General features: G+C 62.0%; 24 protein-coding genes and 1 pseudogene. 16 read left to right on the forward strand and 9 right to left on the reverse strand.

What is annotated here, in order from left to right; genetic code table 11:
* Nucleotides 1-13: 13 nt before the first annotated feature.
* The 4 genes from L1069_RS10235 to L1069_RS10250 all read right to left on the reverse strand — a co-directional run bounded on the left by L1069_RS10235 (nucleotide 14) and on the right by L1069_RS10250 (nucleotide 4,009).
* Nucleotides 14-1,324, reverse strand: a complete 1,311-nt coding sequence (locus L1069_RS10235; RefSeq protein WP_129371108.1) for an HlyC/CorC family transporter — start codon at nucleotides 1,322-1,324, stop codon at nucleotides 14-16.
* 82 nt (nucleotides 1,325-1,406) lie between these two features.
* Nucleotides 1,407-2,351, reverse strand: a complete 945-nt coding sequence (locus L1069_RS10240) for a site-specific tyrosine recombinase XerD (protein ID WP_237455608.1) — start codon at nucleotides 2,349-2,351, stop codon at nucleotides 1,407-1,409.
* Between the two features lies 1 nt (nucleotide 2,352).
* The gene (locus tag L1069_RS10245) at nucleotides 2,353-3,870 is read right to left on the reverse strand and encodes a hypothetical protein (RefSeq protein ID WP_237455609.1); all 1,518 of its coding nucleotides are present in this window, start codon (nucleotides 3,868-3,870) and stop codon (nucleotides 2,353-2,355) included.
* Nucleotides 3,860-4,009 carry a hypothetical protein gene (locus L1069_RS10250; RefSeq protein WP_164982734.1) on the reverse strand — a complete coding sequence of 50 codons (150 nt, stop codon included), beginning with the start codon at nucleotides 4,007-4,009 and terminating at the stop codon, nucleotides 3,860-3,862. Before L1069_RS10250 ends, L1069_RS10245 begins: the two co-directional genes overlap by 11 nt.
* A gap of 81 nt (nucleotides 4,010-4,090) precedes the next feature.
* Here L1069_RS10250 and L1069_RS10255 point away from each other — a divergent pair, with 81 nt between their 5' ends.
* Together L1069_RS10255 and aroB are read left to right on the forward strand one after the other, a co-directional pair.
* The gene (locus L1069_RS10255) at nucleotides 4,091-4,681 is read left to right on the forward strand and encodes a shikimate kinase (protein ID WP_129371105.1); all 591 of its coding nucleotides are present in this window, start codon (nucleotides 4,091-4,093) and stop codon (nucleotides 4,679-4,681) included.
* Nucleotides 4,681-5,787 (forward strand): 3-dehydroquinate synthase, encoded by a 1,107-nt coding sequence (gene aroB / locus L1069_RS10260; protein WP_237455610.1) that lies wholly within the window; start codon nucleotides 4,681-4,683, stop codon nucleotides 5,785-5,787. Before L1069_RS10255 ends, aroB begins: the two co-directional genes overlap by 1 nt.
* An 85-nt stretch (nucleotides 5,788-5,872) precedes the next feature.
* Here the strand turns inward: aroB and L1069_RS10265 are convergent, their stop codons facing one another.
* Nucleotides 5,873-8,086: a methyl-accepting chemotaxis protein gene (locus tag L1069_RS10265; protein ID WP_237455611.1), complete on the reverse strand. Its 2,214-nt coding sequence runs from the start codon at nucleotides 8,084-8,086 to the stop codon at nucleotides 5,873-5,875.
* A gap of 301 nt (nucleotides 8,087-8,387) precedes the next feature.
* On the opposite strand from L1069_RS10265, the pseudogene L1069_RS10270 reads away from it, so the two are divergent.
* The 5 genes and pseudogenes from L1069_RS10270 to L1069_RS10290 all read left to right on the forward strand — a co-directional run.
* Nucleotides 8,388-8,558: pseudogene (locus L1069_RS10270) on the forward strand (transposase); the annotation flags it as partial.
* 148 nt (nucleotides 8,559-8,706) lie between these two features.
* Nucleotides 8,707-9,732, forward strand: a complete 1,026-nt coding sequence (gene dusA, locus L1069_RS10275; RefSeq protein WP_275423067.1) for a tRNA dihydrouridine(20/20a) synthase DusA — start codon at nucleotides 8,707-8,709, stop codon at nucleotides 9,730-9,732.
* 86 nt (nucleotides 9,733-9,818) lie between these two features.
* A complete protein-coding gene (locus L1069_RS10280; RefSeq protein WP_237455612.1) occupies nucleotides 9,819-10,673 on the forward strand; it encodes a sulfite exporter TauE/SafE family protein in 855 nt (284 codons plus the stop codon).
* Nucleotides 10,674-10,678: 5 nt separating this feature from the next.
* On the forward strand, nucleotides 10,679-11,476 hold the full coding sequence (locus L1069_RS10285) for a hypothetical protein (RefSeq protein ID WP_237455613.1): 798 nt from the start codon (nucleotides 10,679-10,681) through the stop codon (nucleotides 11,474-11,476).
* Between the two features lie 51 nt (nucleotides 11,477-11,527).
* Nucleotides 11,528-11,824 (forward strand): hypothetical protein, encoded by a 297-nt coding sequence (locus tag L1069_RS10290; RefSeq protein ID WP_129371098.1) that lies wholly within the window; start codon nucleotides 11,528-11,530, stop codon nucleotides 11,822-11,824.
* 424 nt (nucleotides 11,825-12,248) lie between these two features.
* Here L1069_RS10290 and L1069_RS10295 read toward each other — a convergent pair whose 3' ends face one another.
* The 3 genes from L1069_RS10295 to ccmI are packed head-to-tail and all read right to left on the reverse strand — an operon-like array spanning nucleotide 12,249 to nucleotide 14,194.
* Nucleotides 12,249-12,482 carry a DUF1289 domain-containing protein gene (locus tag L1069_RS10295; RefSeq protein ID WP_129371097.1) on the reverse strand — a complete coding sequence of 78 codons (234 nt, stop codon included), beginning with the start codon at nucleotides 12,480-12,482 and terminating at the stop codon, nucleotides 12,249-12,251.
* A gap of 3 nt (nucleotides 12,483-12,485) precedes the next feature.
* A complete protein-coding gene (ruvX, locus tag L1069_RS10300) occupies nucleotides 12,486-12,959 on the reverse strand; it encodes a Holliday junction resolvase RuvX (RefSeq protein ID WP_134829995.1) in 474 nt (157 codons plus the stop codon).
* On the reverse strand, nucleotides 12,956-14,194 hold the full coding sequence (ccmI, locus tag L1069_RS10305; RefSeq protein WP_237455614.1) for a c-type cytochrome biogenesis protein CcmI: 1,239 nt from the start codon (nucleotides 14,192-14,194) through the stop codon (nucleotides 12,956-12,958). The genes ruvX and ccmI overlap by 4 nt, the downstream gene beginning before the upstream one ends.
* Nucleotides 14,195-14,392: 198 nt before the next feature.
* Between ccmI and L1069_RS10310 the strand changes: the two genes are divergently transcribed.
* From L1069_RS10310 to rarD, 8 genes are all read left to right on the forward strand, one after another.
* Nucleotides 14,393-15,637 carry a sarcosine oxidase subunit beta family protein gene (locus tag L1069_RS10310; RefSeq protein ID WP_129371094.1) on the forward strand — a complete coding sequence of 415 codons (1,245 nt, stop codon included), beginning with the start codon at nucleotides 14,393-14,395 and terminating at the stop codon, nucleotides 15,635-15,637.
* A gap of 85 nt (nucleotides 15,638-15,722) precedes the next feature.
* Entirely contained in the window at nucleotides 15,723-16,064 is a 342-nt protein-coding gene (locus tag L1069_RS10315) for a sarcosine oxidase subunit delta (RefSeq protein ID WP_024089839.1), read from the forward strand.
* A gap of 49 nt (nucleotides 16,065-16,113) precedes the next feature.
* Complete coding sequence (locus L1069_RS10320; protein WP_237455615.1) at nucleotides 16,114-19,146, forward strand: sarcosine oxidase subunit alpha family protein; 3,033 nt, start codon at nucleotides 16,114-16,116, stop codon at nucleotides 19,144-19,146.
* Complete coding sequence (locus tag L1069_RS10325) at nucleotides 19,139-19,705, forward strand: sarcosine oxidase subunit gamma family protein (protein ID WP_134829993.1); 567 nt, start codon at nucleotides 19,139-19,141, stop codon at nucleotides 19,703-19,705. Before L1069_RS10320 ends, L1069_RS10325 begins: the two co-directional genes overlap by 8 nt.
* 189 nt (nucleotides 19,706-19,894) lie before the next feature.
* Nucleotides 19,895-20,338, forward strand: coding sequence for a hypothetical protein (locus L1069_RS10330; RefSeq protein ID WP_237455616.1), 444 nt, complete (start codon nucleotides 19,895-19,897; stop codon nucleotides 20,336-20,338).
* A gap of 115 nt (nucleotides 20,339-20,453) precedes the next feature.
* Nucleotides 20,454-20,876, forward strand: a complete 423-nt coding sequence (locus tag L1069_RS10335; protein WP_129371090.1) for a hypothetical protein — start codon at nucleotides 20,454-20,456, stop codon at nucleotides 20,874-20,876.
* Between the two features lie 299 nt (nucleotides 20,877-21,175).
* On the forward strand, nucleotides 21,176-21,775 hold the full coding sequence (locus L1069_RS10340) for a superoxide dismutase (RefSeq protein WP_129371089.1): 600 nt from the start codon (nucleotides 21,176-21,178) through the stop codon (nucleotides 21,773-21,775).
* 111 nt (nucleotides 21,776-21,886) lie between these two features.
* Nucleotides 21,887-22,798, forward strand: a complete 912-nt coding sequence (gene rarD, locus L1069_RS10345; protein ID WP_237455617.1) for an EamA family transporter RarD — start codon at nucleotides 21,887-21,889, stop codon at nucleotides 22,796-22,798.
* On the opposite strand, the gene L1069_RS10350 is transcribed toward rarD, so the two are convergent.
* On the reverse strand, nucleotides 22,735-23,286 hold the full coding sequence (locus L1069_RS10350) for a TIGR00730 family Rossman fold protein (RefSeq protein WP_129371087.1): 552 nt from the start codon (nucleotides 23,284-23,286) through the stop codon (nucleotides 22,735-22,737). The two genes, rarD and L1069_RS10350, sit on opposite strands and share 64 nt — an antisense overlap.
* Nucleotides 23,287-23,410: 124 nt before the next feature.
* On the opposite strand from L1069_RS10350, the gene L1069_RS10355 reads away from it, so the two are divergent.
* Nucleotides 23,411-25,123, forward strand: a complete 1,713-nt coding sequence (locus L1069_RS10355; RefSeq protein ID WP_237455618.1) for a LysM peptidoglycan-binding domain-containing protein — start codon at nucleotides 23,411-23,413, stop codon at nucleotides 25,121-25,123.
* Nucleotides 25,124-25,214: the final 91 nt, after the last annotated feature.

The following is a 25,214-nucleotide window of genomic DNA, read 5'->3' on the forward strand; positions in this document are numbered from 1 at the left end:
GCGTGGATCCCTGTCACGACAAAGGCCGGATCTTGAGGCCCGTCACCCGGTTGCCCTCGCGCTCGGTCACTTCAAAGCGGAACCCGTGAAAGGAGAATACCTGGCCTGTGGTCGGAATCATCTGCGCTTCGTGGATGACGAGGCCGGCAATGGTGTTGGCCTCCTCATCGGGCAGGTTCCAGTCGGTGGCGCGGTTCAGGTCGCGGATGGTGGTGACGCCATCGACCAGATAAGATCCATCTGTGGTCTTCTTGACGATGCTTTCCTCGTCGGGGTCGAATTCGTCGGTAATTTCGCCGACGATTTCTTCCAGAATATCCTCCAGCGTGATCAGCCCCTGCAGCGCGCCGTATTCATCCACCACCAGCGCAAAATGCGAGCGCATCCGCAGGAATTGGCGCATCTGCTCGTCCAGCGTAGTGGTTTCGGGCACAAAATACGGGGCCTTGGCGACCCCGGAGATATCAAAGAACTTGAGCTTGCCGGCATCGCCATCCGCACCGCCGGCTTGTTCATACATCGCCCGGAACAGGTCTTTGGCGTGAACCACGCCGATGATGTTTTCCTGCTCGCCGCGAAACACCGGCAGCCGGGTGTGGGGGCTTTGCAGGCATTGCATTAGGATAGTGTCCGGCTCGGCGTTGGCGTCGATCATCTCGATATGGGAGCGGTGCAGCATGATTTCTTCGACAAAGCGGTCGGACAAGTCCAGCGCGCCAAGAATGCGGTCGCGGTCCTCTTTTTCGACCACACCTTCGGAGTGGCCCAGATGCAGCGCGCCTGCAATTTCCTCGCGCACCGCCATGATGTGGCTGTCGGGATCAATCCGCACGCCGAAGATGGCGAGCACCCCGCGCACCAGCAGCCGGACAAGACCAACCACCGGCGCCAGCAGGGTGACCAGAACGCCGATCACCGGGGCAACAGCCGCAGCGGCCTTTTCGGCGTTGGAAATGGCATAGGTCTTGGGCAGCACCTCGGCGAAGACCAGCACCAGAACGGTCATCACCAGTGTCGCCAGGGCGACGCCGCTTTCGCCGAAGGCGCGGGTGAACAGGGCCGTCGCCAGCGACGTGCCCAGGATGTTTACCAGGTTGTTGCCCAGCAGGACGGAACCGATCAGCTTTTCGCTGTCTTCGGTCACGCTGAGCGCCTTTTGCGCGCCATGCGAGCCTTTATCGGCCTGGCTGCGCAGTTTCCCGCGCGAGGCGGCGGTCAGCGCAGTTTCCGAGCCGGAAAAGAATCCGGACAGGACAAGCAGCAGCACGATGGCCCCGGCAGTGGTCCAGAAGGCGCTGTCGAGTACGGTGGAGGCAGTGTCCATGAGAGGTCCAGAGATCCGGTCAGTTGAATGTTCGCTGCATTTATGGGGGTTTGCCGCAGGCGCTTCAAGTTCTAGCAGCGCGTCAGCGCGTATCCTTGGCCAGCGGGTGATGCTCCAGCACCAGTTCCTGCAGGCGGGCGTCCAGCACATGGGTGTAAATTTCGGTGGTGGCAATGTCGGCGTGGCCGAGCAGCGCCTGGATTGCGCGCAGGTCGGCGCCATTGGCCAACAGATGCGTGGCAAAGGCGTGCCGCAGCGTGTGCGGTGTGACCTTGTCCGGAGAAACGCCGCCGGTGACTGCCAGTTCCTTGATCAGCAGGTAAAAGCGGTGCCGGGTCAGGTGGCCGGATTTGCCGCGCGAGGGGAACAGGAACCGCGAGGACGGATGGCCCTTGGCTTCGCGCTGCGCCTCGGCGTCGTCGCGGGTGGACAGCCAAACCGCAAGCGCCTCGCGCGCAGGCGGCGACAGCGGCACCATGCGCTCCTTTCCGCCCTTGCCCATGATCAGCAGCATCCGCGGGTCGCCGCGGGCGGCGGAAACCGGCAGCGAGACCAGCTCGGTTACCCGCATTCCGGTGGCATAGAGCAGCTCCATCAAACAGGTGTTGCGCAGCCGGTCTGCGGTGCTGCGGCCGGTTTGGCGCGCGGCATCCAGCAGGCGGTCGACCTCGATGACTTCCAGCGTTTTGGGCAGGCGCTTCTCGCGTCCAGGGCCGCGGATCTGGATCGCCGGATTGTCTTCGCGCCAGCCTTCCTCAAACGCAAAGCGGTAAATCTGCTTGGCAGCTGACAGCCTGCGCGCCCGGGTGGAACGGGCCAGTCCTTGCGCGTCGCAATTGATCAGATAGGCCTCGATATCGTCCTGGCGGGCAGTCAGAAAATCCAGGGTGCGGTGTTCCAGCCAGGCGGTCAGGTCCTTCAGGTCGCGGCCATAGGCCAGAAGCGTGTTCTGCGAGGCGCCCGCCTCGGCCGCCTGGGCGTCGAGGAAGGTTGAGATCCACTGGAAATTGTCCCGGGGGGGCGCCATGTCACTGGTGCTCCAGCAGCATCAGCTGCAAGGCGGCGCGGCGGGCGGTGTCCTCCAGCCCGACAGCGCGGAACGCGGCCAGCGCTGCGGTCAGGTCGCCCAGATTGCCGTCGGCACCTTGGGCAAACAGCACCATGCTGCGCAGGATCGCTTCGCCCAGCTGGCCGTTGTTCAGCATTTGCCGGATCGCGGGCGGCACCGGGCCCGTTGTGTCAAACCCCAATGCTATGGCTTTGGCCATCGGTGACGGGGCGGCAGCGTCACCAGGCCGGCCCTGGGCCAGCGCTGCCAGGAACGGGTCATTCGCACCGGCGGCCTGGGCATCATGCGCGGCCAATTCATATGACGGCGACAACAGGCGGATGCGCCAGGCCAGCGCGGCGGTCCGGCCGCTCAGGCTTGCCCGCGCCAGCGGCTCGCCAAAGAGGTCGGCAAACACGGTTTCGGTGCCCGCCTGCTGCATTGCATCCCAGGCGCGGGGCAGCGAGCGGGCGATGGCGTCTGCACTGCCGGAGCCAAGGTCGCTTTCCAGCTGCTGAACCGCTGCAACCCGGTCCCAGATGCCGCCGGAAGCGGCGGGTTTACGGGCGCTGAACAGGCCAAGATACTGATTGGGGTTGAGCGCCCCGGCACGCGCCAGCCGCTCCGCCGCCTCCAGCTGCGCCTTCCAGCCGGCAATGTCGCGCAGATCTGCCGCGGCAAAGGCTGGCGGCAGGGGGGCGGTGGGCATCGCTTCGCCAATGGTCTCGAACAGGCGGAAGGTCAGCGGATCCGGGTCGGGCGGGCGGCGCAGCGGCGGCGCCAGCTCAAACAGATCGGGGTTCAAAAAGCGGTCCAGAAGCTGCATCTGGTTTTCGGGCAGCAATTCCAGCGCGTGGGCGGTTTCCATCATCAGCGCCGCCGTGGGCCAGTCGCTGCGCCGCGCCGCGCAAAAGATCCTGGCGGCATAGCTGTCCGACAGATGCGGCGAGGCGGTGAGGGCGGCGCAAGAGGCGTCCTCGCTGCCGGTCAAAAGGGTGGCGTCAAACCAGCGTGTGAAGCGGTCCTTGTTGTCCGTGGGGCCTGCATGTTCAACCAGAGCCTGGGAGGGATCCGTGGCCCCCAGCGCCAGCAGCCGGTCCAGCCGGGCCAGCAGAATCCGATCGCCTGCCGCGGCCGGCGGCCGGGATTCCGACAGCAGCAGTGTAAACAGCAACGCCTGCATCGCCGGGCTGCCGCGCACCGGAACGGTTTCGATCAGATGCGATACATCATCGGCATTGCTGCCGCGCCACAGATCGGCCGGCAGGCCGGTTGCCGAGGCCGGAACCAGCCCGATGGGGGGCACCAGCGTCTCCAAAGCTGTGACCGAAACGGACGGAAATGCAGCCGTGCCTGCCACTGGCGGCTCCAGCAGCACAGTTCCGGGCAGCCCGTTGCGCGGCTGCGGCTGGTTCAGCCAGTCAATCGCCGCCAGGGGTTCATTTGCAAGCGCACTGCCCGCCATCACCACCCCGGCGGCAGCCGCCCTAATCCGCATTCAGCACCACCGGTTTGCGCACCTCGGTGGCCGGCGCGCGGAAATCCGCACCAAACCAAGGCCCGACATAGGCATAGCCCACCAGCCCGATAGCCGCCAGAACCGCCAAATAGACCAAATACTTAATCAATCGCCCCATGGTATATCCAAAGCCTGTTTCCTGCTCTTTTGCCCAAGTTATATATTCCCTTTTCCGCAAGATCACGTCATTCACTGAAGAATGAGCGAAAAAGAGCAAAGCAGCGGCCAGAAGGCAGCAGGCCCGGTGCCGGGGAAACTGAAGAAGACCATCGTGATGGTGGGCATGATGGGCGCCGGCAAGACCGCCGTGGGGCGCGCGCTGGCAGCCCGGCTGGATGTGCCTTTCCTGGACAGCGACCACGAGATCGAGGCCGCTGCCAATATGACGATCCCCGAGATTTTTGCCCGCGACGGCGAGCCGTTCTTCCGCCAAAAGGAACGGCAGGTGATCGCGCGCCTGCTGGAGGAAGAGCGCGGTGTCCTGTCGACGGGCGGCGGTGCGTTTCTGGCGGAAGAAAACCGCAATGTGATTACCGCCAAAGGGGTCTCTGTCTGGCTGCAGGCCGACCTGGAGGTTCTGTGGAACCGGGTGCGCCACCGCGACACCCGGCCGCTGCTGCGCACAGCCGACCCGCGTGCGACCCTTAGCGGCCTGTTCCGCGACCGGGTGCCGCTTTATGCCAAGGCGGATCTGACCGTTGTTTCCGACGGCCAGGCGGCAATTGAAACCATGGTTGACCGGGTTCTGGAAGCCTTGCAGGCCCGCCCCGATGTATTGGAGTGGAATTGATGGAGCGCACGGTTCATGTGCCCCTGGGCGGGCGCGCCTATGATGTGGTGATCGGCCCCGGCCTGCTGGCGCAGGCGGGCGAGCGGATCAAGCCGTTGCTGAAGCGGCCGCAGGTGGCGGTGCTGACTGACGAGACCGTGGCGGAGAAACATCTGGAAGGATTACGCGCCGGGCTGGCCGCGGCAGGCGTTGAGATGACCGCGCTGGCGCTGCCGCCGGGAGAGGCGACCAAGGGCTGGCCGCAGTTCACCCGGTCGGTGGAATGGCTGCTGGAGCAGAAGGTCGAGCGGGGCGATGTTGTTGTGGCCTTCGGCGGCGGTGTGATCGGCGACCTGGCAGGATTTGCGGCGGCGGTACTGCGCCGCGGTGTGCGGTTTGTGCAGATCCCGACCTCGCTTTTGGCGCAGGTCGACAGCTCGGTCGGTGGCAAGACCGGCATCAATGCGCCCCAGGGCAAAAACCTGATCGGAGCGTTTCACCAGCCCTCGCTGGTGCTGGCCGATACATCCGTTCTTGAAACCCTGACGCCTCGTGATTTCCTGTCCGGCTGCGGCGAAGTGGTGAAATACGGGCTGCTGGGCGATGCGGAGTTCTTTGCCTGGCTCGAAGAGCATGGCCCTGCACTGGCCGAAGGCGATGTTGCAGCGCGGGTTGAGGCGGTTGCGCGTTCGGTTCAGATGAAGGCGGATATCGTTGTTCGCGACGAAACCGAGCAGGGCGACCGGGCGCTGTTGAACCTGGGCCATACATTCTGCCACGCGCTGGAGGCGGCCACGGGCTATTCGGACCGGCTGCTGCATGGCGAAGGCGTGGCCATCGGCTGTGCCCTGGCGTTTGAGCTGTCGGCCAAGCTGGGGCTGTGTTCGCAAGAGGACCCCAGCCGGGTGCGGGCGCATCTCAAGGCGATGGGCATGAAGACCGATCTGGCCGACATTCCGGGCGATCTGCCAGGGGCAGAGGTGCTGCTGGATCTGATGGGGCAAGACAAAAAAGTTGTTGCCGGTCAGCTGCGGTTTATCCTGGCCCGTGGCATTGGCGAAGCGTTTGTAACCGGAGATGTCCCGCCTGAAACGGTGCTGGAGGTGCTGCGCGGCGCCGGGGCCTGAGACCGGAAAACAATACCGCAAAGCAAAAAGGGCAGCCGCAGAGGCTGCCCGATTCATTAATATCCTAACTCCGGTCCATAGCGGATCAGGCTGCGGCGCTGCCGCCAAAATCCTGATCGTCCCAATCATCTGCATCAAAGTCGATTGCGGGCGCCGGAGGCGCATAGAACCCCGGTCCGGCCTGCGCGTTTCCGGACTGCGCAATCTCGCCGACGGCAAACTGCTGGACCAGTTCGCGCAGCTCCTGGGCCTGCTCGGACAGCGAGGTGGTTGCAGCAGTGGTTTCCTCGGCCATGGCGGCATTTTGCTGTGCCATCATCTCAAGCTCGCCAACGGCAGTGTTGACGTCGCCCATTTGCGAAGACTGCTCCTTCATATTGCTGGCAATCTCAATGACAAGACCGGAAATCTCGGCGACTTGGTCGTTTACTTCCGACATTGCGGTGCCGGCCTGATCCACCAGTGCAGCACCGTTTTTGACCTGTTCGGAACTGCGCGCAGTCAGCCCGTCAATCTGCTGGACTGCATCAGCGCAGCGCTGCGCCAGCATCCGCACCTCGCTGGCGACCACAGCAAACCCGCGGCCTGCTTCGCCGGCGCGAGCAGCCTCAACCCCGGCATTCAGTGCCAGAAGATTGGTCTGGAAAGCGATATCCTGGATCACCTTGGTGATCTGCGAGATTTCCTGTGAGGATTCCTGCAGTTTGTCCATGGCCGCAATGGTATCTTTGACCACCGCATCACAGGATTTAACCCCGTTCTGGGCGCTGTCCGCCAACTGTTCCGCCCGGCCGGCATTATCTGCCGACTGCTGAACATTGGCAGTCAGCTCGCTGATCGAATGGGTGGTCTTTTCCAGCGTTGCCGATTCCGCTTCGGTGCGGTGGGCCAGGTCCATAGAGGCTTCGGCAATGGACTTGGTGCTTTCGTCCACGCTGCTGGTCAGCTCACCGATGTTGGAGATGGACACGCTCAAGGCATTCAGCGAGTCATTCATATCCATCCGGATCGATTTGAACTCCTCCGGGAAGAATTCTGTGATCGGCTTGTCCAAACGCTTGTGCTGGAGATCCATCAGCGCTTCGCCGATGCGGCGCGCAACAGTCATGATCTCTTCGCGGCGCTGCTTTTCCTCCTCCATACGCTCTTCCTGTTTGCGCTGCGTCACCGAGCGCAGATCCACCACGTTGCGGGCCACCGTACCAATCTCGTCCCGGCGGTTTGCACCCGGCACGTCAACGTCTGTTTCACCGCTGCCAAGTTTCTTCAACGCGACATTCAGAACCGAAAGGCTCTTGGTCATGTCCCGTGCAATAGTCACGCTGAGGCCCAGAACAGCGGTCAGAAGCACAGCTGTGAACACTGCCATTTCCGCAAGCAGAAACTTGTTGTCCGCATCAAATGCCTGCATGTCCCGTTCCAGGTGCTCAATCAGGATCCCCTCTTTTTTCTGGAGCACCTTCAGCGCTTTACTGGCCGCCGCAAACCACTGTTCAGCCGTCATTTCTGTCTGGGATCCGCCGCTTAGGATGGCCTTGCGGGTATCCTCGAACTTTTTCATCTCAGGGGAGGTGAACAGCCCCTGGACGGTTTCGCGGTCTTTCGCAGTTGCAAAGTCCATGAACATCGACAGGCGTTCCTTGAACTGTTCGTGATAGGCGACAAAAATCTCCCGGTCGGCCGGCTTCCAGCCATGCTTGAAGCCGACAGAGCCTGCAGCCCGTTCCAGCCCGGCGGCATCGATTGCGCGCATGAAGAAGGACAGCGCGACGGCCTCCTGCGAGATCACCGGATTGTCAATGGATTGTGCCAGCGACAGCCCGGTTTGAATGAGTGCCGCGTTCAGATCCGTGTAGTAGGCCATAGTCCGATCCAGCGAGAGCGTGTGCCCGTCGATCTTTTTGCGGATGTCTTTTTTCTTGGCCAGTTCGGCCCGGGCAAACTGGATGGCTTGCACCGCCTCAATCGGGAGGAGGGATTTATCAATGTGGCTGATCTCGGCCAGATAGGCCTCCATCGCGGTGTTGTTTTGCAACCGGACCTGGACCAGTTTGTCCGGCGCAGTGGTGGCAGAGCTTCCCAGATAGGAAGCGCTGAGGCCGCGCTCCAGTTGCAAGTTGTGAACCAGGCTGCTCATGTGCTCGATCACTTCGCCTGCCTCGGCAGTGTTGACCTGGGCGTTTTTGTTCAGCTGAAGCAGTGTCTGCCCCATGAACCACAGTGAGAGCATCAGCGGGGCGGCCACCAGAATGGCGATCTTTGCTTTGACCGGCAGATGCCCTAGAAATCGCATACTCATAGTCTGAATCCTTGCTGCAAAAATACTGTTAGTTGAATTCAGCATATTCGATATGTCTTAATATTCGCCTATTGCACTGACCAGCGGGCTGATGATCCGGGTGTTGGCCTGTCAACGCTGAACATTGAGCATGTGCAGCGCCATTGGCTCGAGCGTGCATGCGAAAGATCACGGCACATCGAGACAGGGATGCGGTGCCAAAGGAGGATTTGAGCCTCGTCCAAGGGAATATCCCGGGAAGTAGGACCGGGCCTGCTGACCCCTCGCGGCAGATTGCTGCGCAACCGCCTGCCGGGCATTGCATGTGCTGGTCTCCAAGTTTGATGACCACGTGCCGCCCTTCCACCTCAACGGGATCTATGCCCGCATGGGCGCGGACGTTCCGGACAGCACGCTGCTGGACTGGTGCGGCCGGGCCATGGACGTACTTGCGCCATTCATCAATAGGATAGAAACCGAGGTCATGGCGGCACCGGTATGGTGGTGACCCGGCACCGCGTGACTAGGGGCGCTGGAACTTGGCGCGAAAAAAGTGCTACACGGCCCCGTTGGTGCTACATTCTGCAGCACGGCACTCAAAAACGGGGCTAAGGCAGGCCGGATCGGGGAAAGCGCGTAAAATGGCGGATCTAAAAAACCATGAAAATTCAGGGTTTTCCGAAGTTCGGCGTGCTGCACGCCTTTCCGTGGCACCCATGATGGATTGGACGACGTCCGATTGCAGGTATCTGCACCGGCTCTTGAGCCGGGAGGCGCTGCTGTACACCGAAATGGTGACCGCGCCGGCACTGGTGCGCGGCGGGGCGTTGCACTTGCTGGACTTCAATACCGCCGAGCATCCGGTTGCTTTGCAGCTTGGAGGGTCTGACCCGGACGAACTGGCAGAAGCCGCGCGGCTGGGCGAACAGGCGGGGTATGACGAGATCAACCTCAACTGCGGCTGCCCCAGTGACCGTGTGCAGTCCGGCGCGTTTGGTGCGGTGCTGATGCAGACCCCGGAACTGGTGGCAGATTGCGTCGCAGCGATGCGGGCAGCTGTGAAGGCCGAAGTTACTGTCAAATGCCGCATCGGAGTCGATGAACAGGAGCCGGAAGAGGTGCTGCCGGACTTTCTGGACAAGATCCGCGCGGCGGGCTGCCAGCGGGTGACGATCCACGCTCGCAAGGCTTGGCTGAAGGGGCTTTCGCCTAAGGAAAACCGGGATATTCCACCCTTGGATTATGATCTGGTGCACCGGATGAAGGCGGCGTTTCCTGATCTGCATATCTCGATCAACGGCGGTATTGCGACGCTGGCCGAGGCCAAGGCGCATCTGGACCGCGGTCTGGACGGGGTGATGGTGGGCCGTGCGGCCTATCACCAGCCTGCCGATGTGCTGTGTGCGGCGGATCCGGAAATTTTCGGGACGGGTTCTGCAAGCGATCCTGCTGAGGCGGTGATGCTTATGCTGCCTTACATCGAAGAACGGCTCGGCAACGGCGCTAAGCTGAACCAGATCACCCGGCATATGCTGGGGCTGTTTGCCGGCCGCCCCGGCGCGCGGCAATGGCGGCGGATGCTGTCCGAGGGGGCCTGCCGCGCCGGGGCCGGGCCGGAACTGGTGGAGCAGGCGCTGGCGCAAGTGGCGGACCGCGCGGCCGCATGACGCGGCGGCTCGCAGGCTATAGCCTTGTGCAAGCGGATTGCGGCGGCTAACCCTTTGCCGGTGAAGCCAGCCCTGAGGTGCCCTGCATGACTGATCCTGCCCTGACCACCGCCCTATTGCCGTCGCCTGCGCTGCTGATGCAGATGGCAGGGCTGCTGCTGGTGATCGGCGCATTCGCCGGGGTTCTGGCAGGGCTATTGGGGGTTGGTGGCGGCATCGTGCTGGTGCCGGGCTTCTTCTATGCCTTTCAAACTCTTGGATATGGCGGCGATCAGCTGATGCAGATGTGCCTCGCGACCTCGCTGGCGACCATTATCGTGACCTCATTGCGGTCGGTTCTGAGCCATAACAAGAAGGGCGCGGTGGATTGGCAGATTCTGCGCGGCTGGGGCTTCGGCATTGCGCTGGGGGCGATCGTTGGCGTTCTGGCAGTGTCCTCCTTGCGCTCCGCCGTGCTGCAAGGGGTGTTTGGCGGGCTGGCACTGGTGATCGGCTGCTACCTGGGGCTGGGCCGCGCCGACTGGCGGCTGGCTGAAGCCATGCCTAAGGGCGGTAAGCGGCTGGTGCTGTCGCCTGTCGTGGGGTTTCTGTCGGTGCTGATGGGCATCGGCGGCGGCAGCTTTGGGGTGCCGCTGATGACCCTGCACGGGGTTGCGGTGCATCGGGCTGTGGCGACCGCCGCAGGCTTTGGCGTGATCATTGCGGTGCCGTCGGTCGCGGGGTTTCTGCTGTTGGATCTGGACCCGGCCACGCGGCCTCCGTTCACCGTCGGGGCCGTTAATCTGGCGGCGTTTTTCATTGTGATCGCGATGACGCTGATCACCGCGCCCTGGGGCGTGAAGCTGGCCCATGCAATGGATCCCAAACCGCTGAAGCGGGTGTTCGGGGTGTTTCTGGTGCTGGTGGGGCTCAACATGCTGCGCAAGGCATTTGGATATTGAAGGCAATGAACAGGCAATTCGAACAGTTTCAGGACAAGGGCTGGGTGCGCTTCGCTCAGGACCGCCAAGTGGCCGCCTGGGCTGCTGATGCGTTGCAGCATGGCATCCGGTCGCTGGACGACCCGGCCTGCGCCGAGTGGTTCCAGTGCGAACAGACATGGTTCATTGGGGTCGATGCGCTGCCGAATGATGCCACCGGGCGGTTGCCGGACGGGCCGCCGCTGGCTGGCGCGCCGGTGGAGTTCATCACGCAGCACCTCGGCCCCATCCCGGATCTGCACCGGGCGCAGGTGTCCTCGGTCTTTCCCGGCTATCCGCGCCCGCGTCCGGGCGAGGGCGATGCTGCCTTGCGCTACCGCATCAAACGTGATGCGGCGCATGTGGACGGGGTGAAAATGTTTGGCGAGCACCGCCGCCGCAAGGTGGATGAGCCGCATGCCTGGGTGCTGGGGATCCCGCTGAATGAAAGCAGCCCCGATGCCTCGCCGCTGGTGATCTGGGAGGGCAGCCACAGGATCATGCGCCGCGCCTTTGCTGCGGCGTTCGAGGGGGTGCCGCAGGAGGGCTGGGCGGATGTGGATGTGACTGATGCCTATACGGCTGCGCGCGCCGAGGTGTTCGAGACCTGCCCGCGGATCACGGTGCCCGCCAAGCCCGGTGAATCCTATCTGATGCACCGCCTGTGCCTGCATGGGGTTGCGCCCTGGGGTGAGGGGGCATCCGCGCCGGAAGAGGGCCGCATGATTGCATACTTCCGCCCGGAGCTGGCGGATTGGACCATGGGGTGGCTGGCGGAGGGGTAGGCGTCTTCAAGTTTCCGCCATTGATCTGCCTGCAGAGATTTCGGAGTTTCTATGGAAAAGTATTTATTGGCGATTGTTTGCGCGGCTATTTCGTCTGTTGCGTCTGCAAGTGAGTATGAATGTCAGCAGGCTGCTGAGCTTATGTACAAGTTTGGCCCTCTCTTGGAGCGTGGAGAGGTTTCTTTAGAGCAAATTGAAGAGCTGACAAAAACTCGGATTTCTACTGACGTTGAACTTGTGGTAGAGGCTTCTCTTCTTCGTTACCACGAATTGCAATTAGGTGTTAGCGATTTGGAGCGCAGGGTAAAAGCATATGACCTCTGCGCCGAATTTCTGGAACTTAAGTAACGTGAGGCAATTTGCTTTTCTCGCCCGGAACAAGCCGTAGGCGCCGGGCGAGCGCCTGCCCGTCCCGGCGGGCTGGCGCTTTTTAGAGGGCGGTTCGGCATTTCAGCCGGGGATTTGCTTTGCAGGGATAAAGCGGCAGTACCCAATCTTTGAAGCACCATCCCACGGGCAGGCGCTCGCCCTCTGATTTGATGGCGTGTCTTGGTAGCACATTGGTTTTTATGGTAAATTAGTCTGGGTTGGCTAAAAGTGCAGGCTTTTCGAATAGGTCAGTAATTCTGCCAGAATGTTTCGCGCGCGAAACATTGGGTCAGTGCTTATTCCGCATGATTTACAGAGCCTTACCCCGCCGCGCGCCGCGTTGATTTTTAGACTACGCATGTCCGAGAAGCTCAAAACCGGTTCCCGCTTTTGAGCGACATGCTTAGCTGCGCTTTAATCTCGCGCCGCGGCCGCCGCGGCGCTTGACCAGTTTGCTGGCGCGTTCCGGCAGGTCGTTCATGATGCCGGCGCGTTCCTCGTTGCTCATCTTGGACCAGTCGCGGATCTCGTCAATAGAGCGGTAGCAACCGGTGCAGATGCGCGATTCCGGGTGGACGACGCAGATCTTGATGCAGGGGCTTTGGATCTCGTCCCGTTTCCATACGTCGTCAGTCATCATTCACCCGTTCTTCAAATGCCGCATCCGGTCCAATGCACCCTGAAGAATATAGGAGGCCGCGACATGGTCGATAACCTCTGCGCGGCGTTTGCGTGTCGTATCTGCCTCAAGAAGCGCTTTTTCTGCCGCAACGGTGCTGAGGCGTTCGTCCCAGAAACCAATAGGAAGTTCGGTGAGCCGGCCCAGGTTGCGGGCGAAGGAGCGGGTGGATTGGCAGCGGGGGCCCTCGGTGCCGTCCATGTTGCGGGGCAGGCCAAGGACGATACCGCTGATGTCGCGCATCGTGATGATTTCCAAAAGGCGGGCGGCGTCCAGTGTGAACTTCTTGCGCTTTACAGTTTCCAGCGGTGTGGCCACGGCGCCGATGCGGTCGGAAACGGCAACGCCGATGGTCTTGGTGCCCAGGTCCAGCCCCATCAGCGCGTGCATCGGCGGCAGGGCAGCGGCGAAGTCTTCAAAAACATCGTGGATCATTCTGCAAGCCCTGCCTGTGCAGCGATGGTTTCCAGCAGAGCCAGGGCTTCCTGGTCGGCGGCAAAGGCGTCGCGGGCCTCGCCGTAAATCGTGCGGGCGCGGTCGGTGTCGCCAAGGACCGAAAGGGCGCCGATGAGCCGGGCCCATTCTTCGGCCGAGCCGCCTTCGGTTGCCAAACGGTCAGACAGGCGGGTGACCATGCCGCGGATCATCTCCTGCCGGTCTTCAGCGCTCAGCTCGCTGGCGCCGGCCATATCCTCGGCGCTGGGGCCGGGCAGGGCGGGGGCAGTGCTGCCGCCGGGCGCAATCGGGCGGTATTCAACCCCGGCGCGGAAGGCCATTTCCTCGATCTGGCCCTGGATGCCCTTGATCCAGGGGGCGTCTGCCGGGCCTGCCCGCAGGGTTGCGGCCCATTCGCGGTAGGCCAGGTCCGGACGGCCGATCTGGCCCAGCATCAGGCCCCAGTAATAACGGGCGGGCCCGTGTGCGGGATCAATGGCGCGTGCTTTCTGCAGGTCGGTCTGGGCCTCGGGAGAGACATAGCCGCCGGCGGCCATGATCTTCAACTCGGCCAGCTCTGTGAAGTCGCGGGCATTGACCTGACCCTCAGCCAGCCGGATGTAACTGGTTTTGGCAGCATAGGCAGCTTGGAAATTGCCAAGGTTCGCCTCGTGCTGGGCCAGAAGGGCCTGGCCCTGAGCGTCGTCCGCGCGTTCATTAGCAGTCTTGCGCAGCTGCTCCACCAGTGTGACGTATCCTTCTTCGACCTGCGGCTTGGGCAGGGCGGGCACCTCAGCCTCAGCCTCTGCCTGGGAGGGGCGGTTTTCGGCGCGTTGGCCTGCCAGCTGGATTCGGTCCTTCAGGCCCAGGTCGCCATAGCCCGGCGCGCCCAGCTGCCAGTAGATCCCCAGGGTGCCGCCGGTGATCAGCAGCGCTGTCGCTATGCCAAAGACCAGCGACAGGGTTTTGGGCTGTGAGCGTCCTGATTGCGCCTGCTGCAGCTGCGTGTCGGCGGCCAGAATGCGGCGGGAAATTTCGGTGCGGATGCGGTCGGCGTCGCCTGCATTGATGACGCCGCGGGCCAGATCCTTGTCCACCTCGCGCAGTTGCTGGCGGTAGACGCGCAGGTCATAAGCCGCGGCGGGTTCGCCGGTGTTGCGGGCGCGAATAAGGATCATGGCCAGCAGAAAGGCTGCCGAGAACGCGATAAGGGCGGTGACTGTCCAGAAAATCATGCCGTCTCCGAAGTTTGGGTTGCATCTATATGCGGAGGCGGGTGAACAAAAGAGCCAAACTGCCGCGCCCGGACGCCTCGGGTCGGATTGCGACCGTTTCTTATGTCGCAATAACGCAGAAACAGGGCGATAAACGGCACTGGTCTGTTATGCATTTCAGGCATACCCGCTACCAGACACGAACCATCGGATTCGCTCATGAAACGCTATTCAGCTTTTGCCGTCGCGCGGGAAGCCCTGCGCTATCACACCGGATGGGAGCGCGCCTGGCGCTCGCCTGAACCCAAACGCCATTATGATGTTGTCATCGTCGGGGCGGGCGGGCATGGCCTTGCCACTGCCTATTACCTGGGCAAGAATTTCGGCATTACCAATGTCGCAATCATCGAGAAGGGCTGGCTGGGCGGCGGTAACACCGGCCGGAACACCACCATCATCCGCTCGAACTACCTGCAGGACCCGTCCGCTGCGATCTATGAAAAGGCGCGCAGCCTTTATGAGACGATGTCGCAGGATCTGAACTACAACGTGATGTTCAGCCCGCGCGGGGTGATCATGCTGGCCCAGACCGAGCATGAGATCCGCGGCTACAAACGCACCGCGCATGCCAACCTGCAGCAGGGTGTCCCGACTGAGTGGATCACCCCTGAGCGGGTCAAGGAACTGGTGCCGATCATCAACTTGCACGGCCCCCGTTACCCGGTTCTGGGCGGCCTGTGGCAGGAACGCGGCGGCACCGCCCGTCACGATGCGGTGGCCTGGGGCTATGCGCGGGCCTGTTCCGACATGGGCATGGACATCATCCAGCAATGTGAAGTCACCGGTGTGCGCACCGAGAACGGCCGCACCGTGGGTGTCGACACCACCAAGGGCGCGATTGACTGCGACAAGATCGGCATGATCGTGGCGGGTAATGCTTCGGTTCTGGCCGAGCGGGCGGGTTTCCGTCTGCCGATGGAATCTGTTGCCTTGCAGGCGATGGTGTCTGAGCCGATCAAACCCTGCATGGATGTGGTTGTGATGGCCAACACCGTGCACGGCTACATGTCCCAGTCCGACAAGGGCGAGATGGTGATCGGCGGCGGCACTGACGGGTTCAACAACTACACCCAGCGCGGCTCTTTCCACCATATCGAGGAAACCGTGCGGGCCCTGGTCGAAACCTTCCCGATGGTGTCGCGCCTCAAGATGCTGCGCCAGTGGGGCGGCATTGTGGATGTGACCGGCGACCGCTCGCCGATCATCTCGAAAACGCCTGTGCAGAACTGCTTTGTCAACTGCGGCTGGGGCACCGGCGGCTTTAAGTCGATCCCGGGTTCTGGCTGGGCGATGGCGGAACTGATGGCCACCGGCCATTCGCCGCTGACCGAGGAGTTCTCGATGATGCGCTTCAAAGAAGGCAAGTTCATCGACGAGAGCGTCGCTGCGGGGGTGGCACACTGATGCCGCGCGCCGCCGCAAAATTCTTCGAAGAATTTTGCCAAGGATTTTTGAAAATCCTTGGCCCCCAGTTGGAGAGGTCCGCACAATGCTGATCCTTGAATGCCCTTACTGCGGCGTCAAAGCCGAAGAAACCGAACTGGCCGCGGGCGGCGAAGCGCATCTGAAGCGCTTTGGTCCCGGCTCCTCGGATGATGAGTTCCATGACTATCTGTTCATGCGCGAAAACCCCAAAGGCGTTCACTTTGAACGCTGGCGCCATGCCAATGGCTGCGGCAAGTGGTTCCATGCCGCCCGCTGCACCATGACGCTGGAGGTCTTTGGCACCTACACGGCCCAGACCAGCGTGCCGACGCAGGAGATCATGGACAAGATCACCGCAAAACGCCCCGGGTGGACCTGGCGCGAATTCTCGGATGGTCAGAAATGATCCGCCGCCTGACTGAAACACCCGCTTTTCTTTTGAAAGGTCTGCGCACATGAGCACGCGTCTTGCCAAGCACGGCCGGCTGATCGACCGCTCCAAACAGATCGCCTTCACCTTCAACGGCAAAACCATGAAGGGCTTTGCCGGCGATACATTGGCCTCCGCTCTTTTGGCCAACGGCCAGCTGATGATGGGCCGCTCGTTCAAATACCACCGCCCGCGCGGCGTTGTCGCATCCGGTTCGGAAGAACCCAATGCGCTGATGCAGCTGGGCACCGGTGACCGTTACGAGCCGAACCAGCGCGCCACCACAACCGAGCTGTTCTCGGGGCTGTCGGCGAATTCGCAGAACCACTGGCCCAGCCTGGAGTTCGACGTTCTGTCGATCAACAACAAGCTGTCGCGGTTCCTGACGGCTGGCTTTTATTACAAGATGTTCATCCACCCGCGTCCGCTGTGGAAACATGTCTATGAGCCGATCATCCGCAAATCCGCCGGTCTGGGCAATGCGCCTGACGCCGAGCTGAAGGATGCCGACACCTACGAGCACTTCTACTTCTTTGCGGATGTGCTGGTCATTGGCGGCGGCGTTGCCGGCCTGCAGGCGGCCAAGGCGGCTGCAGCCACCGGAGCCAAGGTGCTGGTGATGGAGCAGAACAACCATTGGGGCGGCCGCGCGCCGGTCGACGGCGGCACCATTGACGGTGAAGCGCCTGACGCCTGGATCGCCAAGACCCTGGCCGAGCTGGATGCGATGGACAACGTCACTCTGCGCGACCGCTGCATGGGCTCCGGCGTCTATGACCACGGCTATGCCCTGGGCTATGAGCGCCTGACCGACCACGCGCCGGGCCAGGGCGGTCCGCGCCACCGTCTGTGGCGGGTCCGTGCCGGCCAGATCGTCACCGCAACCGGCGCTATTGAACGGCCGCTGTCCTTTGCGGGCAACGATGTGCCGGGCGTGATGCTGGCCGGTTCGATGCGTGACTATGTGGTGAACTGGGGTGTGAACCCCGGTCAGAAGGTGGTGGTTGCCACCAACAACGACGACGCCTACCGCACCGCTCTGGTGCTGCATGAGGCGGGCGTTGAAGTGGTCCGCGTGGTTGATACTCGCGAAACCGGCGGCGGCGAACTGATGGAAGCTGTTCGCGAGAAGGGTATCCGGGTTGAGCTGGGCCGTGCCATTGCCAAGGTGAAGGACGGCAAATGCGTGACCCAGGTCTCCATCTGCGCCCAGAACGGTGAAGGCGGCGCCCGCGAAGACGTCGAAGCAGACGCAGTTGCCATGTCCGGCGGCTGGTCGCCGGTAGTCCATCTGTGGTCCCACTGCGGCGGCAAGCTGACTTGGGATGACAAAAACGCCAACTTCCGCCCCGATGCCTCGCGTCCGCCGCTGGGCCATGACGGTAACGGCTTTGTGGTTCCGGCCGGTGCCGCAAATGGCGAATTCGGCCTGGGCGCGCTGCTGGAAGACGCGGCTGCGGCTGGCGCCAAAGCGGCTGAGGCTGCCGGCTTCCCGGCGAAATCCGTGGCGGCTGCCAAGGGTGTCTCTGAGAATGAGGCGCAGATGGAAGCGGTCTGGCTTATGCCGGCCAAAGCGGACATCAAACTGCGCATGAAGTCCTGGCTGGACTATCAGAACGACGTCAAGGTCTCCGACGTGCAGCTGGCTGCGCGCGAAGGCTATGAAAGCGTCGAGCACACCAAGCGTTACACCACGCTGGGCATGGCGACCGACCAGGGCAAATTGTCCAACATCAACGGTCTGGCGATCCTTGCGGACGCGCTGAACTCGGAAATCCCGTCGGTGGGCACCACCACCTTCCGTCCGCCGTACCACCCGATCTCGATCGGTGCGATCGCGGGGGAAGCACGGGCCGAGATCTTCCAGCCGGTGCGCAAGACGCCGATCTATGACTGGATGGACAAGAACGGTGCGGATTGGGAACCGGTTGGCCAGTGGCGCCGCCCGTTTGCTATCACCCAGCCCGGTGAGGACCGTCATGCTGCGGTGAACCGCGAGGTGAAGAACACCCGCGAAAACCTCGGCCTGCTGGATGCCTCGACCCTGGGCAAGCTGATTGTCAAAGGGCCGGATGCGGGCAAGTTCCTGGACATGCTCTATACCAACATGATGTCCACACTGAAGGTCGGCAAATGCCGCTATGGCCTGATGTGCTCGGAGAACGGTTTCCTGATCGACGACGGCGTTGTTGCCCGCATCGACGAGGACACCTTCCTGTGCCACACCACCACCGGCGGCGCCGAAAGCATCCATGGCCACATGGAAGAATGGCTGCAGACCGAATGGTGGGACTGGAAAGTCTATGTTGCCAATGTGACCGAGCAGTACGCCCAGGTCGCCGTGGTCGGCCCCAACGCCCGCAAGGTGCTGGAAAAGCTGAACGCAGCAGCGGGCGGCGGTATGGATCTGTCGAAAGAGGCGCTGCCGTTCATGGAATGGCGCGACGGTCAGATCGGCGGCTTTGATGCCCGCGCTTACCGGATCTCCTTCTCGGGCGAGCTGTCTTATGAGATCGCGGTTGCGGCCTCGGAGGGCCAGGCGTTCTGGGATGCGCTGATGGAAGCAGGCAAGGAATTCGGCGTCATGCCTTACGGCACCGAGACCCTGCACATCCTGCGCGCCGAAAAAGGCTTCATCATGATCGGCGACGAGACCGATGGCACCGTGATCCCGCAGGATCTGGGTCTGCATTGGGCGCTGTCGAAGAAGAAGGAAGACTATCTGGGCAAGCGCGCGCAGCTGCGCTCCCACATGGCGGATCCGGACCGCTGGCAGCTGGTTGGCCTGGAAACAGTGGACGGTTCGGTGCTGCCCGACGGCGCCTATGCATTGGGTGAAGGCGTCAACGCCAACGGCCAGCGCAACATGATCGGCCGGGTGACCTCAACCTATCATTCCGCGACCCTGGGCCGCGGTATCGCAATGGGCCTGATCAAGCACGGCACCAAGCGGATGGGCGAAGTGGTCGAATTCCCGGGCACTGACGGCAAGACCTACAAGGCCAAGATCGTTGATCCGGTCTTCTACGACAAGGAAGGAGAAAAGCAGAATGTCTAAGGCTGTTTCCGTACTGAACGGCGCGCAGTTCTCCGGCCTGGCCAAGGTCGAGGACGCAGGCCTGCAGGGCATGATCACCCTGCGCGGCGATCTGGAGTCATCGGTTCTGAAGGCGGCTGTCAAGGCCGCCACCGGCGCCGAAGTTCCGGCCCGGGGGGCTATCACGGTTGCCGAAAACGGTGCCGCTGCCTGGATGTCGCCGGACGAGCTGCTGCTGCTGGTGCCCTATGAGGATGCCGTTGCCAAAACCGCCGAAGTGGCAGAGGCGCTGAAAGGCGAACATGCGCTGGCGGCGAATGTCTCTGACGCCCGTGCCTTTTTCCGCGTGTCGGGCGAAGGCGCGCGCGAGGTGCTGGGCAAAGTGAGCCCGGTGGACTTTGACGCAGCTGCATTCAAGGCAGGCCGGTTCCGCCGCTCGCGCCTGGCGCAGGTGGCAGGCGCCTTCTGGCTGAACGAGGACGGCAGCTTTTACATCGTCTGCTTCCGCTCGGTTGGTGAATATGTATTCAAACTGCTAAGCACAGCGTCGCATCCGCAGTCCAAGGTGGGTGTTTACTAAAGTTTTCACTCGCTTTTTGCTTGTGACGCCATCGCGCGTCATTTACGGTGCCCCGGAGACCTTTCCAGGGCACCTTTTTTATTCTGGCTTGCCAGGAAGCTCGCTTTTTGTATCGATTGCATCTGTTTGAATTTATTGCCTTTCTCTGGCGTGGGGGAGGTTTATTAACGATGTTTCAGGGAGCGGCCGATGAGTCTGCCGGCATGTAGTATTTTAGCACTGGTTCTGACGCTGACCGGGGCGGGCGCTCTGGCGGAAACCAGCTTTCGTTGCAATCTGAAACCGATTTCCGGCGTCACTTGGGTTCCCGGCCGGATTACCGTGCATTTTTCCGATGATTTCACCACTGCAAAGGTCACTGATGCGGCGTTTGGTGTGTCTGTTGCAGCTAAGGTTTCGCAACGCAGCGAGACAACTTATGCGATCAGCTGGTCGTTGCCGGGGCTTGCCGTACTGACGGACAGCGGGCAGGCAAAGCCGCGCTTCAGGGCCGTTCTGAACACCGCCAACCTGAAGATGAGCATTCAATCGACCCGAACAAGCGGCACAAAACAGCCGCCGCGCGGTTCGGGGACCTGCCGCCGGGAGCCGTCTTTGTCACGGCTGGCCCAGAACCACATTGGATGGAACTAAGCGCGTGTACTGACTTGGCGGATTTCTCTGTTCAGGCGGTGCAACTGCAGATTGCCATTGCATTGAAACCGGTATCCTTGCATCACTGCGCTGCATCAAAATTGGACCCATCTGAATGAAACGATATCTAACGGCTGCATCCATTGTGCTGGCAGCAGCGTCCTCCGCAGCAGCGGGAAGTAAAGGCACCACCACATATGACTGCGAGGTCAAGTCGTTTACAAACAAGGGTTGGATTCCCCCAAGAGTCATCGTTGTTGTCGACAATCTGGAACAGACTGCGCAGGTTTATGACGGAATCATTCATACAGTGTACGGCGAACCACAATCTGCTGAAGTGAAGCCGCGGGATGAAAAATCGCTGTTCCTGAATTGGCGTGTGGAAGGTATTCCAGTGGGGAATGTCAATACGACCGCAAAGGCACAGTATTCAGGTATTCTGAACAAGAAAAACAACACGTTGTCGGTGCGTGCGTTGCTCTCCGAGTTTGGCAACGAACCGCGCGGCAGGGGCAAGTGCAAGGTCAAAAAAGGGTAGCCTTGCAGATCTGCCCCGGTTGTTCATTGCAGCCTCGCGCCTTCCAGTAGACGAGGTCCGGATTCCGTGGGGCTGGTCTGCCGGGTTAGGGCTCAGACGGGAAGGCCTCCAGTTCGACGATGAACGTAACAGCCGTGCGCGTAATGGAGCTGTACCTCCTTATTGCCATGGCCGGATGCCGGTCAGGTGGAAATCTGCACATAGACCTTGCGCGGAAATGGGGCCTTGGCTCTTGACCTGATAGCGCGCGCACAGCATGTATCTGCGCAGGAACGCAATCTTTTTTACAGGGGGCCCAAATGGCTTTTGAACTTCCCGATCTTCCTTATGCACACGACGCCCTGGCTGCCAAAGGCATGTCGGCCGAGACCCTGGAATACCACCACGACCTGCACCACAAGGCCTATGTCGATAACGGCAACAAGCTGATTGCCGGCACCGAGTGGGACGGCAAGTCGCTGGAAGAGATCATTAAAGGCACCTATGACGCCGGTTCTGTTGCCCAGAACGGTATCTTCAACAACATCTCGCAGCTGTGGAACCACAACCAGTTCTGGGAAATGATGGGCCCGGGCGCCAGCGCAATGCCGGGCGAGCTGGAAAAGGCGCTGGTCGAGTCGTTCGGCTCGGTTGACGAGTTCAAGTCGCAGTTCTCCGCAGCAGGCGCCGGCCAGTTCGGTTCCGGCTGGGCCTGGCTGGTTAAGAACGCCGACGGGTCGCTGGCAGTGACCAAAACCGAAAACGGCGTCAATCCGCTGTGCTTCAACCAGACCGCATTGCTGGGCTGCGATGTGTGGGAACACTCCTATTACATTGATTTCCGCAACAAGCGTCCGGCTTACCTGACCAACTTCCTGGACAACCTGGTGAACTGGGAAAACGTCGCCTCGCGGATGTAAGTCCTGAGCGGCATGAATTCTTGAGCGCCCGGTCTTCCGACCGGGCGTTTCTTGTTTGGACCGGCGGCTGGCGCGTATTGCGCACGGCCCGCCGGAACTGGGGGAACGGTGATGACAGAGGCAGCCAAGGGCATACTGGCAATGGTCTCGGCCTGCGTGGTCTGGGGGCTGTCGGGGATCTACTACAATGCTCTGTCGCATGTGCCGCCTGAGCAGGTTCTGTCGCACCGGGCTTTGTGGTCGTTTCTGTTTTTTGCCGGCGTGCTGCTGTTTCAGGGCCGGATCGGCGCCTTAACGGCAGCTTTCACCAGCAGGCGGAGCATATTGTTTCTGGTTCTCGCAACGGCGATGATCTCGCTCAACTGGTTTGTGTTCATCTCTTCAGTGCAGACCGGTTACGCCACCGAGGCGAGCCTGGGGTACTATATCTTTCCGTTGCTGAGCGTACTGCTGGGGCGGCTGGTCTTCGGCGAACAGCTGAGCCGGGCGCAGGTCGCGGCTGTCGGGCTGGCGGCGCTGGCGGTTGCGGTGCTGTCCTTCGGGCTGGGGGCAGCGCCCCTGATCCCGCTGGTTCTGGCGATTAGCTTTGCCCTTTATGGCGTTGCGAAGAAACAGATTTTGCTGGGTCCGGTGGTGTCTGTCACCGCCGAAGTGCTGCTGATCCTGCCAGTGGCGCTGGCGGTGATCTGGTTCACCGGCGGCGCAGGTTTTCTGGACGGCACTTCGACCGCTGTGATGCTGGCGTTTTCCGGCATCCTGACCGGGCTGCCGCTGATCCTGTTCAGCTATGCCGCCAAACGGGTGCGGCTGGGGACAGTGGGCGTGCTGCAGTACCTGAACCCGACGCTGCAGTTTCTGGTGGCGGTGCTGATCTTTGCCGAGCCGTTCACCCCCTGGCACAGCGCCGCCTTTGCGCTGATCTGGAGCGCGGTTGCGGTGTTCTCGTTCTCGGCCCTGCGTCAGGAGCGGGCGTCGCGAAGGGCGGCAATGGCCGCCACCGGGGTGTCAGCCCAGATCAGATAATCCGCGGTGTCCTGACCGGCAAAGCCCTGGCCGACGATATGGTCCAGCAGGTCGCGCAGCTTGTCCCAGTAACCAGCGGTGTTCAGGATCACGATGGGCTTGCCGTGCAGGCCCAGCTGGCGCCAGGTGAGCGCCTCGAACAATTCATCCAGCGACCCGGCGCCGCCGGGCAGAACCACCACCGCATCGGCGTTCCACAGCATGACCTTTTTACGTTCATGCATGGTCTCGGTGACAACATAGGTGCTGAGATCGGATTTGCCGACTTCGCGCTTTTCCAGGTGGCCGGGGATCACGCCAAAGGTTTCGCCGCCCGCTGCCTGGGCGGCGCGTGCGACCTCTCCCATCAGTCCGACATCGCCGGCGCCATAGACCAGCCGCATCCCGTTTTCAGCCAGTGCAGTGCCAAGATCCCGGGCGGCTTGAGTATAATCGGGCAGCGCTCCGGCACGGGAGCCGCAATAGACACAGACGGATTTGATGCTCATCGGCCAGCCTTTCCGTGGAATTTCAAAGTGAAACGCAATTGGTGTTTTGACCCGTGATAGCGGGATTGGTAGGTTTGCTCAACTAAGCGGAAGGCAACATTCCGCAAATGCCGAAGGGATCGAAATGGCGGAAGCATCTGGAAGCGGGGGCCTGGGGGCCCTCACAATTGGCGGTATTGCCGGCGTGGCCGTGGTGCTGGGCGGCGTGGTGCTGTTCCAGCTTGGGGTGTTCGGCAGCGGCCAGCCAGGCGGCGGGACGGCGGACGGGCAGGCGGGCAGCCAGGCGGCAAACGGGAGCGGTGCGTTTTTAGGGGATGGCGATGAATCCGGTCAGCCGCTGCAGAACCGGGCACAAACCAAAGCTGAAACTGCGGCTGTTGTTCCAGACACCGGCGGAGCTGAGGCAGAAACAGGTGCGCCGGCAGCGGCCTTGACGGTTGCGGATCCGGAGGCAGGTCCGGAACCGGTGCCGGAGGCGGCTGCGGCAGGGGAACTTGGTGAAACAGCGGTTTCTGAAGGCCAGCCGGAAACGGCCGGAACTGAAACCGAAACATCCTCGGATCAAACTGCCGAAGCAGAGGCGCGGCCGGATGAAATCGCCTTGGCCGAACCCGGCGGCGAGGTACAGGGCACCGGTCAAGCAGCACTGCTGGCGCCGGATGCCAACGAAGGCATCTTTGTTCTGGAAGCCCCCGAGCTGGACCTGGTGCGTGTCGACAACGAGGGCTCTGCGGTGATTGCAGGGCGCGCCCAGGCGGGGGTGCGTATTTCCGTCTTGCTGGACGGCGAAGTGCTGGAGCAGCTGGAAGTGCCTGCGGGCGGTGAATTCGTCTCTCTGACCTCGATCGCACCAAGCACCGATGCACGGGTGGTGTCGCTTCTGGCCGAACATGAAGGGCAGAAAAATGCCTCCGGGGCGACCTTTATCTTGGCGCCGGCCAGCCCGGTTTCGGTCGCGGCGGCGGGCGAGGCCGCCCAATCGGCGCAGGCCGCGGAAACCGGGGCTTCGCGCGTAACGGGTGCGGAACAAGACGTCACAGCGCCTGCGCCGGAACAAGTTGCCACCCTGGACCCTGCAGAGAATGCCCTCGTGGAACAATCCGGGACTGAAGCCCCTGCGGCATCCCTGGATCAACCCGCAAGCTCAGATGCAGGAACGGCGGACGCAGGCGAAGATGTTGCCAGCGCCGGGCAGGCAACAGCCAATGCTGCAGCCGAGGTTCCGTCTGCAGCAGATCCCGCGCCTGCCGTCGAACCCGGAACGCCGCAACCGCAGGGGCAGGCTGTGGCGGTTCTGAGGGCTGACGCGGAGGGCATCGAGGTGGTGCAGCCCGCAATTCCTGCTGACCCAGGGTTGGGTGACGAAGTGGCATTGGATTCAATCAGCTACAATGGCAGCGGCGGGGTTGAGCTGTCGGGACGGGCGCAGCCGCAATCACAGGTGCGGGTCTATGTCGACAACCGGCCGGTGGCCGAGCTGGGCGCCGCGGCAGACGGGCGCTGGAGCGGCCGGCTGGAGGATGTGGCGCCAGGCATTTACACACTGCGCCTGGACGAGGTCGAACCGGCAACCGGCGCTGTGGTCAGCCGTCTGGAAACCCCCTTCAAACGCGAAGCGCCCGAGGCGCTGCCGCAACCGGGCGGCGACGCAACGCCGGAACAGCCAGTGCCATTGGTTCAGGCGGTAACAGTGCAGAAGGGCGATACGCTCTGGGCCATTTCCCAGCAGAAATACGGCAGCGGCTTTCTGTATGTCCGGGTCTTTGAGGCCAACCGCGGCGCGATCCGAAATCCCGACCTGATTTATCCGGGGCAAGTCTTTACTGTTCCGGAGTAACGCCAGAGAACCGCGCCCCTGCGGCGCGTTTTTCCTGTCCGCCCCTCGCAAATCCGTGAACAGGTGAATATCTGAAGGGGTCAAGCCAGGA

The sequence above is a fragment of the Leisingera sp. MMG026 genome (assembly GCF_021654205.1).
In the GTDB taxonomy this organism is placed as follows: Bacteria; Pseudomonadota; Alphaproteobacteria; order Rhodobacterales; family Rhodobacteraceae; genus Leisingera.